General features: G+C 71.6%; 11 protein-coding genes and 1 riboswitch. Of the genes, 2 read left to right on the top strand and 9 right to left on the bottom strand.

The genetic code is table 11. The annotated features are described in order from the left end of the window. Positions 1–296: 296 nt before the first annotated feature. From EV567_RS21310 to EV567_RS21285, 6 genes are all read right to left on the bottom strand, one after another. Positions 297–1,007 carry a transglycosylase family protein gene (locus tag EV567_RS21310; RefSeq protein ID WP_130442445.1) on the bottom strand — a complete coding sequence of 237 codons (711 nt, stop codon included), beginning with the start codon at positions 1,005–1,007 and terminating at the stop codon, positions 297–299. A gap of 3 nt (positions 1,008–1,010) precedes the next feature. Next, positions 1,011–1,179: riboswitch (cyclic di-AMP (ydaO/yuaA leader) on the bottom strand. A 229-nt stretch (positions 1,180–1,408) separates the two neighbouring features. Further along, positions 1,409–2,479: a transglycosylase family protein gene (locus EV567_RS21305; protein ID WP_130442443.1), complete on the bottom strand. Its 1,071-nt coding sequence runs from the start codon at positions 2,477–2,479 to the stop codon at positions 1,409–1,411. Between the two features lie 211 nt (positions 2,480–2,690). Further along, entirely contained in the window at positions 2,691–3,977 is a 1,287-nt protein-coding gene (locus EV567_RS21300) for a cytochrome P450 (RefSeq protein ID WP_130442441.1), read from the bottom strand. Positions 3,978–4,053: 76 nt separating this feature from the next. Then, positions 4,054–5,058 (bottom strand): nucleoside triphosphate pyrophosphohydrolase, encoded by a 1,005-nt coding sequence (locus EV567_RS21295; protein WP_130442439.1) that lies wholly within the window; start codon positions 5,056–5,058, stop codon positions 4,054–4,056. A 125-nt stretch (positions 5,059–5,183) separates the two neighbouring features. Next, complete coding sequence (locus EV567_RS21290; RefSeq protein ID WP_130442437.1) at positions 5,184–5,834, bottom strand: SurA N-terminal domain-containing protein; 651 nt, start codon at positions 5,832–5,834, stop codon at positions 5,184–5,186. A 147-nt stretch (positions 5,835–5,981) separates the two neighbouring features. Further along, on the bottom strand, positions 5,982–6,812 hold the full coding sequence (locus tag EV567_RS21285) for a glycoside hydrolase domain-containing protein (protein ID WP_130442435.1): 831 nt from the start codon (positions 6,810–6,812) through the stop codon (positions 5,982–5,984). 204 nt (positions 6,813–7,016) lie between these two features. Here EV567_RS21285 and EV567_RS21280 point away from each other — a divergent pair, with 204 nt between their 5' ends. Then, complete coding sequence (locus EV567_RS21280; protein ID WP_130442433.1) at positions 7,017–7,397, top strand: hypothetical protein; 381 nt, start codon at positions 7,017–7,019, stop codon at positions 7,395–7,397. Positions 7,398–7,411: 14 nt separating this feature from the next. Here the strand turns inward: EV567_RS21280 and EV567_RS21275 are convergent, their stop codons facing one another. Continuing rightward, positions 7,412–8,155 (bottom strand): GNAT family N-acetyltransferase, encoded by a 744-nt coding sequence (locus tag EV567_RS21275; protein ID WP_130442431.1) that lies wholly within the window; start codon positions 8,153–8,155, stop codon positions 7,412–7,414. Positions 8,156–8,244: 89 nt separating this feature from the next. Next, a complete protein-coding gene (locus EV567_RS21270) occupies positions 8,245–9,030 on the bottom strand; it encodes an HNH endonuclease family protein (RefSeq protein WP_130442429.1) in 786 nt (261 codons plus the stop codon). 231 nt (positions 9,031–9,261) lie between these two features. On the opposite strand from EV567_RS21270, the gene EV567_RS21265 reads away from it, so the two are divergent. Then, positions 9,262–9,447 carry an antitoxin gene (locus tag EV567_RS21265; RefSeq protein ID WP_130442427.1) on the top strand — a complete coding sequence of 62 codons (186 nt, stop codon included), beginning with the start codon at positions 9,262–9,264 and terminating at the stop codon, positions 9,445–9,447. A gap of 58 nt (positions 9,448–9,505) precedes the next feature. On the opposite strand, the gene mfd is transcribed toward EV567_RS21265, so the two are convergent. Further along, entirely contained in the window at positions 9,506–13,039 is a 3,534-nt protein-coding gene (mfd, locus tag EV567_RS21260) for a transcription-repair coupling factor (protein ID WP_130442425.1), read from the bottom strand. Between the last annotated feature and the right edge of the window lie 219 nt (positions 13,040–13,258).

Genomic DNA, 13,258 nt, shown 5'->3' with positions numbered 1-13,258 from the left:
TGTGACGCTGGTTCGACTAGAGCCTAACCGCCCCGGGGCCGTCGGCAGCCGACCGACCGTCCCGTGGACAGACAGACGGTACACATTGTTCCCGGCCGGAACAAAGAGGGGCGGCAAGGAAGGCGGGCGAACGCCGGGAGAACGCCCGGCGGTGGGAAGAACGAACCCCGCCCCGGTGCGTACGGGGGAGAACGCACCGGGGCGGGGAGCCCGTGGGGACGGGGGCGGCCCTCACGAGGCCCCGGGTGTGCGGGCCTCGCCGGCGAGGACGCTGTGGCTTCGGCCGGAGCCGGCCGTCACTTCAGGTGAAGCTGCTGGCCCGGGAAGATGAGGTTGGCGTCGTCGACGATGTCCTTGTTCAGCTCGAAGAGCTTGGCCCAGCCGCCGGCGACCTTCTGCTCGGTGGCGATGGAGCTCAGGGTGTCGCCCTCGACGACCTTGTACTCGCCGTCGCCCTTCTTGACCTTCTCGCCGGTCGGCGTGGTGACCGTCTTCTGGCTCTTGACGGCCGGACGCTCGGTCGAGCGGGAGGCGCTCTGCTTCTCGGTGGAGCGGCTGCCCGAGTCCGAGGAGCCGGAGCCGCTGTCGGAGGAGCCGGAACCGGAGCCGCTGTCGGAGGAGCCGCCGGTGTACGCGGCGCCGGACAGGCCCTTGCCGCAGACCGGCCAGGCGCCCTTGCCCTGGCTCGAGAGGACCTTCTCGGCGACCTGGATCTGCTGCGACTTGCTCGCCTTGTCGGCGGTGGAGGCGTACTGCGTGCCGCCGTACGCGGACCAGGTGGAGGCGGAGAACTGCAGCCCGCCGTAGTAGCCGTTGCCGGTGTTGATGGACCAGTTGCCGCCCGACTCGCACTGGGCGACGGCGTCCCACTCGGAGGAGGTGGCGGCGGAGGCGTTGCCCGCGGCCATCAGCGGGGCGGCGATGGCGACGCCGGTGACACCGGCCAGCGCGGCGGCACGGGTGGCCTTGGCCGGACGACGGTGCTTGCCCTTGGCGGAAAACAGCATGGTGGATCCCCTCACCGACGCCTACGAGGTGAGCTGTCGGGTTCGGGCCGGTTGGGTTGCCCGGCCACTCCTCCGTCGGAGGCGTGGCTTCACCCCTAGCCGGATCCAGCTGAACCGCTGGGCCCGGCGCTTACCTTGGGTCCCCCGCTCCTGCCCGCGGCGCATGATGCGACGACTGTTCCCGGGCGGCCGTCGGCAGGATTCGGCGTAGCGGCAGCCGGGGCTCGGGTTGCCGAGCGGTCACGACCGTAGGCACGGAACCGACGGAATATCAAAGACGAGAGGGGCCTCTGAGACTCATCCCACACTTTCACCGAAACGGACATTTAGGAGCGAAATGTGACGTGAACTCCCCCCGTTTCGGGGGGTTTTCAGCCCTCTTGATCCACTCCCCCGCCCGGTCAGCCGACCACGGTGACCAGGGTCTGACCGGGTGCGATGTCGGCCGGGTCGGCGCCGATGGCGTCCCGGTTGGCGACGTAGAGGGCACGCCATCCGCCGTCGACGCCAAGGGAGTCGGCGATGGAGGCGAGGGAGTCGCCGTCGCGGACGGTGTAGGTGTCCGCGGCGCCGAGGGTGTTGGCGGCGTGGCGGCCGGAGGAGGGGGCGGCGTTGCCGGCGGTCTCGTCCGCGGTGGGGCCGCGGTGGCGTCCGGAGCCGAGGGCGTCGGCGTCGAGCGTCTCCGCGCCGGCGGAGCCCGCGGCGATGGAGCCGGTGTCGACGAGGCTCCACGAACCGGCGTCCTGACCGTAATTGTTCGACTCGTCCAGTTTCGGGGACTCGGTGGGCGAGCTGTCGCCCGCCTGTGCCTCACCGGAGCCTGCCGCGCCGTCCGACTTCGCCGAGCCGTCACCCGCAGGGGATGACGATTCGGATGAACCGGATGAAGGGGAGGAAGGAGACGAAGGTGACGCGGAGGGCGAAGACTGCGAATCTCCCGCATCCTTCTCCGATCCGGCGGAGCCGCCGCCGGACCCCTGGGAGGAGCCGGAGGAGCCCGAGGAACCGGAGCCTCTGGAGAGGTCGGCGAGACCGGAGGTGATCGAGGAGTCGGACGAGTCGTCCGCGAGGCCGGTGTCCACGTCGCCCGCGGCCGCGTCGGCCGTGAGCCCGGAGGTCAGGCCGCAGGTGCCCCACGCGCCCACACCCTCGCCGGCGAGGACCTTCTGGGCGACGGCGATCTGCTGGTTGCGGCTGGCCAGGTCGGGACGCGAGGCGTACTCGCCCCCGCCGTACTTGTCCCAGTCCTCCTGACTGAGCGACAGACCGCCGTACTCGCCGCCGCCCTGGTTCGCGCTCCAGGAGCCGCCGCTCTCGCACTCCGCCACCCGGTCCCACACGGTGCCGTCGGCCGCGCTCGCCGCCGAGGCGCCGAGCAGGGGGATGGCGATGGCGGAACCGGTCACACCGGCCGCGACGATGAGGGCCGGGGCCTGGCGGGGGCGACGGTGACGACCGTTCCCGGTGAGCATGCGAACGCCTTTCTCGAGACAGCAGTGCCCTCGCGACGAGCGGAAGAGGGTCGCCGCGTTGACGAGTGAACGTATCGGCAGACGATCGCTTGTCACAAGTTAATGCCGCGTAGATCACGTGAAGATCACAGACTTGAGAATCGGTCACCTTCGTTTCGCAATCCGGTCACACGGCATCAGGTTTGGGAGCCGGCGCGAGGCGTTCACGAGGTCACCGTTCGACCGGGGTGAACTCCACGGGGAGGGTGCGCAGTCCGCGCATGATGAGGCCGCCGCGCCACCTCAACTCCTCGGGTCCCACGGCGAGTCGGAGGTCGGGCAGACGGGTGAGGAGGGTCGCCAGCGCGGTCTGGCCCTCCAGCCGGGCGAGGGGCGCGCCGAGGCAGTAGTGGATGCCGTGGCCGTAGCCGAGGTGCTGGTTGTCACGGCGGCTCAGGTCGAGGGTGTCGGGTTCCGCGAAGCGTTCCGGATCGCGGTCGGCCGCGGCGAGGACGACGAGGACGGGGTCGCCGGCGGCGATGTCCTGCCCGCCGATGCTGAGCGGGCGGGTGGCGAACCGCCAGGTGGCGAGCTCCACCGGACCGTCGTAGCGCAGGAGTTCCTCCACGCCGGTCTCCAGCAGGGCGCGGTCGCCCGCGGCGAGGGAGTCCTGCAGACGGTGGCGCTGACCGGGGTGGGTGAGCAGGGCGTAGGTGCCGTTCCCGATCAGGTTCACGGTGGTCTCGAACCCGGCGAACAGGAGGATGAACGCCATGGCGGCGGCCTCGTTCTCGGTGAGGTGCTCACCGTGGTCGGAGGCGCGGATGAGACCGGAGATGAGGTCCTCGCCGGGGACGGGTTCCGGTGTGAGGGCCTCGCGTTTGCGGTGGATGAGCTCGGCGAGATAGCCGCGCATCTTCTTCACCGACCGCGCGACTCCGCCGCGCGGGCCCCCGCCGTGCCGGATCATCATCCCCGCCCAGTCCCGGAAGTCGTCCTGGTCCTCGCGGGGGACGCCCAGCAGGTCGCAGATGGCGTAGATGGGGAGCGGGAAGGCGAAGTCGTGGATGAGGTCGGCCCTTCCCCGCGCCGCGAACCGGTCGATGAGGTCGTCGGTGAGCTCCTGCACGCGGGGCGCGAACTCGGCGACCCGGCGGGGGGTGAACGCCTTGCTGACGAGACGCCGCAGGCGGGTGTGGTCCGGCGGGTCGATGTTCAGCAGGTGCGTCATCAACTCGGCCTTGCGCTCACCGGGGATGCCGGTCTTGCCCTTGGCGTGGGCGGGCTCGTCGTGGTGCGCGGGGTTCTTGGAGAGCCGCTGGTCGGCGAGGGCCTGCTTGGCGTCGGCGTACCGGGTGACCAGCCACGCCTCCACCCCGCTGGGCAGCCGGGTCCGCCGCACCGGCGCGTGCTCCCGCAACCAGGCGTATGCGGGGTAGGGGTCGCTGGCGAATTCCCAGCTGAAAAGCTCCGGAACGGGCCCGGGCCCGGAAACGAACGAATCGGTCTGGCTGCTCACCTCACGACGGTATCGGCACGGCGAGCGAACACGGCACGAGGGCGACGAGCGTGCCGGCGGGAGCCGACCCCTGCGGTCAGTCCCGCAAGCCCTCTGTCGTGCGGATGGCCTCCCGGTATGTGCGGGCGGCCGCTCGCAGCGATGCTTCCGGGTCGGCGCCCTCCGCTTCGGCCCGGGCGGCCAGGGCCAGCAGTTCGTAGCCGATGCCCCCGGTGGCGGGCAGGGGGACCTCCAGGCCGGCCGAGCGCACCCTGGACGCCAGCTTGGCCGCGAGGGCCAGGGCCGGCTGGTGGAGGGGGACGCCGTCCGTCACCGACTCGCGCCGCTTCTCGACCGCCTTCGTGCGCATCCAGTGCGCCTTGACCTCTTCCGGGGTCGCCGCCGTGGCGTCGCCGAAGACATGGGGGTGGCGGTGGATGAGCTTGGCGACGATCGTGGCCGCCACGTCGTCCACGGAGAAGGGCTCCTCCTCGTCCTCCTCGGCTATCCGCGCGTGGAAGACGACCTGGAGGAGGACGTCGCCCAGTTCCTCACGCAGCTCCTCCCGGTCGCCGTCCTCGATGGCCTCGACGAGTTCGTACGCCTCCTCGATGCCGTACTTGGCCAGGCCCTTGTGGGTCTGGCGGGAGGACCAGGGGCACTCGGCGCGGATGCGGTCCATGACCTGGACGAGGTCCAGGAGGCGCGCGCCGGGAAGGTCGTAGGAGGCGGGCAGCAGCTCCAGCTCCGGCATGGCGAGGCGGCCGGAGCCCGCCAGCCGGGCCAGTCCGTCGGTGAGCGCGGGCTCGCCCTCGCCGGTGGCGACGACCACGACCGTGTGCCCGCCGGCGCAGGCGGCGACGAGCTCCTCCGCGGTGGGGGACGCCTCCTCGACCACCACGCCCGCCTCGCGCAGGTACGGCAGCTGGGGGTGGGCGCCGTCCGCGCACAGCACGCGGTCGGCCGTGCGCAAGGCCTCCCAGGCAGGCCAGGCCAGCAGGCCGGGGGCCACGCGGTGGCTGGTGGTGAGCAGGACGACCCGGCCCGGGGACAGGTCGGGACCGCCCGGGGAGGCCGCTGCGGAGCTGCTGATCGCGTTCACACCCCGAACGTAACGCACGCCGCCGACATCTCCCCGAGTCGTCCACAGGCGGCCGTACGACGATCCGACAACCCGTCCGCCGGACGACGGGCGCCCTGATGCCCTCCGCCCTGCCCCGCCCGGGGTCAGGTCGTCTGCGGTGCCCCGGCCGCGGTGACGTCGCGCACCCAGGGCGTCTTGGCGTCGACGCGGCTCACCTTCTGCACGTCCCAGTCGCCGTAGCGCGGGTTGAGGTCGACGCCGAGGTCCTGGGAGGCCTTCGACAGCGCCTTCCAGAAGGCGGGCTGGCTGGTGTCCGCGCCGAGCCGGGCGGCGAGCTTCTGCGCCTCCAGCTGGAGCCGCAGGTTGTCGTCGAGGCGCTGCGGCGGGATGCCGTACTGCTGGAGCCACGTCGTCTCCAGCGCCTTCGCACCGCCGGCCTGCTGCTCGAGACCGGCCCGCATCGCCTGGACCTCCTTGCGGGAGACGGTGACGTCCGCGTCCGCGGCGGCGCGGTGCAGCACCTGGTCGAGGATCATGCCGTGCAAGGTGTCCCGGGCGAGCGTGCCGGTCCGGGCGACGACCTGGGCGTACCGGGCGTCGTCGGGGACGGCGGCGCGCTGGGCGGCGCGGACCTCGTCGACCCGTTCCTCCAGCTGGGAGACGGTGATCCGCTGCCCGCCGACGACGGCCGCCGCACCGGGGTGCGCCTCGTTGCCGCAGGCGGTGAGGAGGGGGCCCGCCGCGACGATCGCGGCGGACAGCAGGAGCGCGGTGCGACGACGGCGGCTGTGCAAGGAAGCCTCCCGAGGAGATTGTGCGACGGTGCACAAAGTCTTGCGGTGATCGATGGTAGGCAGTGGCGGGGCTGTGGCCAACCCATTCGACCAACGATTCACCGGGACTTACGGCACCGCCGCGCGGCACGGCCCCTCAGGGCGTCCTCAGCCGACGATCGCCACCGGGGCGTCCCAGGAGTTGCGGTCCACGGTGATCGTGTAACCGGCGCGGGTCTCCTTGCTGTTGACCATGTACTGGTGGGCGCGGCTGTGGTTGGTGAACTGGGTGGCGGCCCAGGGCCAGTCGGCGGTGGTCGTCTCCTTGTTGTCCCACAGCGCGTACCAGAGGTTGCCCGGCAGGTCCGTCTTGTCGGCGGCCGTGGCGACCGCCTTGGCGCTGGAGCTGCTGAAGCCGTAGTAGCCGGCGCGGTAGGTCTTCGCGCGCAGCGTCTTGCTGAAGGAGCGGACGTACGTCAGCACGGCGTCGTTGCACGCCTTGTTGGTGATGTCGTACGGCTCCATGTCGAGGTAGATCGCGCTGCCGGCCTTCATGCCGAGCGCGCCGGCCTTGGCCACGGCGTCCGTGGCGTCCTGGGCGCCGAGGGAGGCGGCGGTGGCGGCGGTGAGCTTCTCGGGGCTGGAGCCGGTCTGGCAGTACGGCTGGGCGCCGACGTAGATCGGGATGAGCTTCCAGCCGGCGGCGTTGACCGACTTCACCCAGGACGCGGTGAGGTTGGGCTGGGCGCAGCCGCGGTTCTTGCCGCCGACGTAGACGGCGGCGGCACCGTAGTAGTCGGTGGTCTTCCAGGCCTTCATCGCGGCGAGGGAGGGAGCCGTGCAGGTGTCGAAGGCGCGGCCGGTGTAGGTCTTCTGAGCGGGCCAGACGGTGGCCGCCATGGAGGTCTGGGCGGCGATGCCCGCCCCGGCGACGACGGCGGCGCCGGCGACTCCCCACGTGACGTATCTGCGCTTCCTGGACTGCCGGTGCTCTGCCATCCCCACCCCATCGTCGATCTGCTGCTGTACTGCCGTTCGACCCTCGAGGAGCCGGAACGCACCGTATCCCGGCGCACCCCCGCGATCGGAAAACAGCTGCTTCGTCCGGTCACAAGATTCGCTCAGGTCACAGTAAAGAACGGGCGGCCCTGTCATGACCCGGGCGTGCTCTAACCTTGCCGTCTGGCTACCTGGGGGGGCGATGTGAGCACGGCGACGACGACGAGACCGGAGAAGCGGCTGGAGGGCGGCTGGTTCCAGCGGCTGGCCTGGAGTGCCCTGGTGTGGCTCTCGCTGGGCCTGCTGGCGTGGGTGCCGTTCCTGTACGTGGCGATCCGCCGGGGCCGCCCCTCGGACTGGGGCGCCCTCGCCGCCTTCGCGCTGTACGAGGCGGTGACGATTCCGTGGCTCTCGAGCACGAACGACCGGCCCACCGGTGATCCGTTCCTGGGGATCGCGCTCTTCGTGACCTGGGTGACGGCCACGTGCATGCTGCTGTTCGCGGTGTTCGACCCGAAGGCGCCGGCCTACCCCGCCGCCGGCCCCGGCTACCCGTACCAGCCGGGCACTCCGTACGGACGGTAGTGCCCGGCGGACGCTCACAGCGGGTGCCGCATCCACACGTTGGGCTCGACGTACACCGCGTGGTCGCGTGCCGGCTCGCAGCGTACGGGCACCAGCGCGCCGGGCACCTCGACGTCTCCCTCGGCGTCGAAGGGCAGGCCGGTCCAGCGGCGCCACTCCGCCAGCGAGGCGGCCACCGTCATCGACACCGGCGCGATCCGCTCGATGCGCGCGCCGGCCCGGGCGTGCACGCGCAGCCACGGGTCGTAGGGCAGCCCGTCCTCCCGCACCCGGTGCGCGTACTCCTCGATGGGGGTGTGCGGTTCGCGGTGCTTGGCGTTGGGGCGGACCGGGGCGACCACCTCGGTGAAGCCCTTGGCGCGGGCGCTCTCCCGCATCGCCTTGAGCATGATTCGGGAGAGGCCCTTTCCCTGGGCGTGCGGGGCGATCACGATGGAGATCGCGCTGACCGTGTCCGGCGTCACCCCGCGCCGCCGGTCGGAGAAGGCCCACAGCAGCACCTGGTCCCAGCCCCGGGCGGGCAGCTCGCCGCGTCCCTCGGCGCCGAGGGCGAACGGCACGCTGAAGGCGTGCGCGACGACCTCGCCCCGCTCGTCCTGCGCGAACAGCACGTACTCGGGGAACTCCTCGGGGATCCGCCCGTAATGGGCGTTGCCGACGGGGTCCTGGGTGGTGAACTCCGGCCAGGTGTCGGGCATGTCGAACAGCGAGTCCAGCATCTCGGGGTGCTCGGCGATGGAGGAGATCTTCAGTTCCATGGGGCAACCGTAGGGGCGGCCTCCGCCTGTTGGAAAAAGGATTTCCGCCCGGCCGGGAGCTCGCCCGGTTCCACCGGTCCGCCCTCGGCTCAGGCTCCGCACTGTGCGAGCATCGCGCTCTTGTCCGCGGTGGTCACCGGCAGTCGGTACTTCAGCGCCACCTGCGCGAACCGCACCGCGTAGGAGCAGCGGATCACCTTGCTCGGCGGCAGCCAGGTCGCCGGCCCCGCGTCCCGCTTGGCGGAGTTCGTCGGGCCGGACACCGGCAGCAGGTTGAGCACGTCGTTGGCCAGCCGCTGCCGCTTCTTCTCGTCCCAGCGGGCGGCGCCCATCTGCCAGGCGTACGACAGCGGCACGACATGGTCGATCTGCACCTCGGCGGCCTTCGCCTTCTTCCAGGCGATGTCCTTGCCGGTGTACGGGTCGTACAGGTTCATCGACACGACGACGCAGTCGGAGCCCTTGCGGAACGCGACGTCCTGACCGTCGCGCTTGAGCAGGTCGTTGCGCGTGTCACACCCGTTCCTCGCCAGCGGCACCCCGTCGGCCGTGTCCATCCAGGCGTGGCCGAACTCGTCCCGGTCGTAGCCGGTCTTCGGGCCGCGGCCCTTGGTGGGCACCTTGGCGATCAGGGTGCGCGCCGTCGCCTTGTCCCGGGCGGAGGTGAGCGCCCCCAGACCCGGTTTCGTGCCGTCGGGGTCGGTGAGGGGGCTGGTCCCGTGGGCCGCGGAGCCGCCGCCCGCGCCGCCGGCGGCGTCCGACGCGGTCGCGCTTGGCACACCGCTGCCGTCGGCGAGTTGCGAGCAGCCCGTCAGCAGTGCCGCGAGCGCCAGCGCCGCCCCGCCCGCCGCCCGTCCGCGGACGCCTCCGGTCACAGCCTGATTCGCCGTCCCGCCCCTCAGACGCCTCACGCGCGCCCCTCCCCGTCGCCCTGGCCCGTCACCGCCCCGCACAGGGGCGGATTCCCCCGACGCTCGCGCGTACACCGTAGGCGAGCGGCTGACAGCACCGGCGGGACAGGTTCAGACCATGCGTCCCACAAGTGGGCATCACGGGCCGGGGGTGCCTATCGTCGAGGGTGAGTCACCTCCGGAAGGAGTTCCTCCATGGGCATCTTCGACAGGTTCAAGGGCCATGGGCGGGACAAGGCGAAGCAGATGTCCGACACCGCCGAACAGAAGGCCAACGAGAGGACGGGCGACAAGTACGAGTCGCAGATCGACTCGGCGCAGCAGCAGGCGCACCGGCGGCTCGGCATGGACGAGGAGCGCCCGCCCGAGCAGCAGCCCTAACGTCACGCCCCGCACCACGGGCCGGAGAGCCGACGGCTCCCCGGCCCGACGCCGCCGGCTACGACCCGAGCACGGTGGCCAGGAACTCCCCCACCCAGCCCAGCAGCTCGCGTCCGACCAGCGGCTTGCCGCCGACCTTCGCCGTCTTCGGGCGGGGTACGAGGAGCTGGTGGGCGGCCGGCTTGATGACCGAGCCCGGGTACAGCCGCTTGAGCCGCAGCTCCTGCGACTCCCTCAACTCCACCGGAGCGAAGCGGATGTTGGCGCCCTGGAGCACGATCTCACCGACGCCGCACGCCCGGGCCAGCATCCGCAGCCCCGCCACCAGCAGCAGGTTCTCCACCGGCTCCGGCAACTTGCCGTAACGGTCGACGAGTTCCTCGCGTACGGCCTTGACGTCGTCCTCGGAGTTCGCGGAGGCGATCGCCCGGTACGCCTGCAGGCGCAGCCGCTCGCCGGGCGCGTAGTCGTGCGGGACGTGCGCGTCGACGGGCAGCTCGATCTTGACCTCCAGCGGCGGCTCCTCCTCGATCCCGCCGGTCTCCAGCTGACGCCGGTAGTCGGCGACCGCCTCGCCGACCATGCGCACGTACAGGTCGAAGCCGACGCCCGCGATGTGGCCGGACTGCTCGCCGCCCAGGAGGTTGCCCGCGCCGCGGATCTCCAGGTCCTTCATCGCCACGTACATGCCCGCGCCCATCTCGGTGTGCTGGGCGATGGTGGCGAGCCGTTCGTGCGCGGTCTCCGTCAGAGGCTTCTCCGGCGGGTAGAGGAAGTAGGCGTAGCCGCGCTCCCGGCCACGGCCGACCCGGCCGCGCAGCTGGTGCAGCTGGGACAGGCCGAAGGTGTCGCCGCGCTCCACGATCAGCGTGTTGGCGTTGGAGATGTCGATGCCGGACTCGACGATCGTCGTCGAGACGAGCACGTCGAACCGCTTCTCCCAGAAGTCGACGACGACCTGCTCCAGCGCCGCCTCCGACATCTGTCCGTGCGCGGTGGCGATCCGCGCCTCGGGGACGAACTCCCGCAGCCGGGCGGCCGCGCGGTCGATGGACTCGACCCGGTTGTGGATGTAGAAGACCTGGCCCTCGCGCAGCAGTTCACGCCGGATGGCCGCGCCGATCTGCTTCTCCTCGTAGGGGCCGACGAAGGTGAGCACCGGGTGGCGCTCCTCCGGGGGCGTGGTGATCGTCGACATCTCGCGGATGCCGGTGACCGCCATCTCCAGGGTGCGCGGGATGGGCGTGGCGGACATGGTCAGGACGTCGACGTTGGCGCGGAGCTTCTTCAGCTGCTCCTTGTGCTCGACGCCGAAGCGCTGCTCCTCGTCGACGATGACCAGGCCCAGGTCCTTGAACTTCGTCTCGGACGAGAACAGGCGGTGGGTGCCGATGACGACGTCCACGGAGCCCTCGCGCAGGCCCTCGAGGACGGCCTTCGCCTCGGTGTCGGTCTGGAACCGGGACAGCGCCCGCACGTTCACCGGGAACTGGGAGTAGCGCTCGCTGAAGGTGCCGAAGTGCTGCTGGACGAGGAGCGTGGTCGGGACGAGGACGGCGACCTGCTTGCCGTCCTGGACGGCCTTGAACGCGGCGCGGACCGCGATCTCCGTCTTGCCGTAGCCGACGTCGCCGCAGATCAGGCGGTCCATGGGGACCGTCTTCTCCATGTCGTCCTTGACCTCGGCGATGGTGGTGAGCTGGTCGGGCGTCTCCGCGTAGGGGAAGGCGTCCTCCAGTTCGCGCTGCCAGGGGGTGTCCGTGCCGAAGGCGTGGCCGGGGGCGGCCATCCGGGCGCTGTAGAGCTTGATGAGGTCGGCGGCGATCTCCTTGACGGCCTTCTTCGCGCGCGCCTTGGTCTTCGTCCAGTCCGCGCCGCCCAGGCGGTGCAGGGTGGGGGCCTCGCCGCCGACGTACTTGGTGATCTGCTCCAGCTGGTCGGTGGGGATGTAGAGGCGGTCGCCGGGCTGGCCGCGCTTGGCGGGGGCGTACTCCACCACGAGGTACTCGCGGGTGGCGCCCTGCACGGTGCGCTGCACCATCTCGATGTAGCGGCCCACGCCGTGCTGCTCGTGGACGATGTAGTCGCCCGTCTCCAGGGTGAGCGGGTCGATGGTCTTCCTGCGGCGGGCGGGCATGCGCGCGCCGTCCTTGCCGGCCGCCTTCTGGCCCGACAGGTCGGTCTCGGTGAGGACGGCGAGCCGCAGTGCCGCGTCGACGAAGCCGTGGTCGATCGAGCCGCAGGAGACGTGGACGACGGAGGGGCTCAGCTCGGTCAGGTCGCCGTCGAGACGCGCGGCGACGCCCTCGCCGCCGAGCACCTCCACCGTGCGGGACGCCGTGCCGTGGCCCTCGGTGACGAAGACGACCCGCCAGCCGTCGGCGAGCCAGCCCTTGGTGTCGGCGAGCGCCTTCGCGGTGTCGCCGCGGTAGGTCTCGGGGGCGTGCATGCCGAACTGGAGGGTGTCGTCCTCCGGTTCCAGGTCGGCGGCGAACGGCGACACCGACCACCACATCATGTCCAGCTCGCGCGCGCGGTCGCGGACGTCGGCGATCGACCACAGGGAGGCCGCGCCGACGTCGATCGGCGCCTCCCCTCCTCCGGCGGTGGCCGCCCAGGACGCCTGGAGGAACTCCTGCGAGGTCGCCACCAGGTCGGAGGCGCGTGTGCGGACCCGCTCCGGGTCGCAGACGACGGCCATCGCGCCCTTGGGCAGGACGTCGAGGAGCAGCTCCATGTCGTCGACGAGGACCGGGGCGAGGGACTCCATGCCCTCGACGGCGATGCCCTCGGCGATCTTGCCGAGCAGTTCGCCGAGTTCGGGGTGCTGTTCGGCGAGGGCACGCGCGCGTGCGCGGACGTCGTCGGTGAGGAGGAGCTCACGGCAGGGCGGGGCCCACAGTCCGTGTTCGGCGACCTCGAGGGAGCGCTGGTCGGCGACCTTGAAGTAGCGGATCTCCTCGACGTCGTCGCCCCAGAACTCGATGCGCAGGGGGTGTTCCTCGGTGGGCGGGAACACGTCCAGGATGCCGCCGCGCACGGCGAACTCGCCGCGCTTCTCGACGAGCTCCACCCGCGTGTACGCGGCCGCGGCGAGGGCTTCGACCGTCTCGTTCAGGTCGGCGGTCCGCCCCGACCTCAGGGCGACCGGTTCCAGGTCGCCGAGGCCCTTGACCTGCGGTTGCAGCACCGAGCGGACGGGGGCGACGACGACGGACACCGGGCCGGTCTCGGGGTCGTCGGGGCTGGGGTGGGCCAGCCGGCGCAGGACGGCGAGGCGGCGGCCGACGGTGTCGCTGCGGGGGCTGAGGCGTTCGTGCGGGAGTGTCTCCCAGGAGGGGTACTCGACGACGCCGTCCGGGGGCAGCAGGGAGCGCAGGGCGGCGGCCAGGTCCTCGGCCTCGCGGCCGGTCGCGGTGACGGCGAGGACCGTGCGGGTCGTCTCGCGCGCGAGGGCGGCGATGGCGAAGGGGCGGGCCGCCGGGGGGCCGACCAGGTCGACGTGCATGCGGTTGCCGTCTGCGGCCGCGGGGATCGCTTCCGCGAGGGCGGGGTCCTTGAGTACGGCGTCGAGCAGACCGTGCAGGCTCATGGAGGGGGTTTTCCGTCCGGGGGTCCGAGGCGAGTTGATGATCAACGCGAAGGGCCCGACTCGTGTCACGGGCCGGGGGTGTTCCAGGGTACGTCGGGGCCGGGTGGTGTGCGGGGGCTGTGGACGACAGTGGGGTGTGGGGAGGGGGATCCGCCCCGTGCGGGCACCGGAAACCCCGGCGCCGAGGAGCCCCCCGTGGCTCCTCGGTGCCGGGGTCGA

It is taken from the genome of Streptomyces sp. BK239 (genome assembly GCF_004217285.1).
Classification (GTDB): Bacteria; Actinomycetota; Actinomycetes; order Streptomycetales; family Streptomycetaceae; genus Streptomyces.
This window is presented reverse-complemented; position numbering and strand designations above follow the sequence as displayed.

What these genes read in the sequence shown, in the direction of transcription:
- EV567_RS21305 (WP_130442443.1), bottom strand. Translation starts at nt 2,479, where the DNA reads ATGCTCACCGGGAACGGTCGTCACCGTCGCCCCCGCCAGGCCCCGGCC.
- EV567_RS21275 (WP_130442431.1), bottom strand. Translation starts at nt 8,155, where the DNA reads ATGGAACTGAAGATCTCCTCCATCGCCGAGCACCCCGAGATGCTGGAC.
- mfd (WP_130442425.1), bottom strand. Translation starts at nt 13,039, where the DNA reads ATGAGCCTGCACGGTCTGCTCGACGCCGTACTCAAGGACCCCGCCCTC.
- EV567_RS21265 (WP_130442427.1), top strand. Translation starts at nt 9,262, where the DNA reads ATGGGCATCTTCGACAGGTTCAAGGGCCATGGGCGGGACAAGGCGAAG.
- EV567_RS21285 (WP_130442435.1), bottom strand. Translation starts at nt 6,812, where the DNA reads ATGGCAGAGCACCGGCAGTCCAGGAAGCGCAGATACGTCACGTGGGGA.
- EV567_RS21310 (WP_130442445.1), bottom strand. Translation starts at nt 1,007, where the DNA reads ATGCTGTTTTCCGCCAAGGGCAAGCACCGTCGTCCGGCCAAGGCCACC.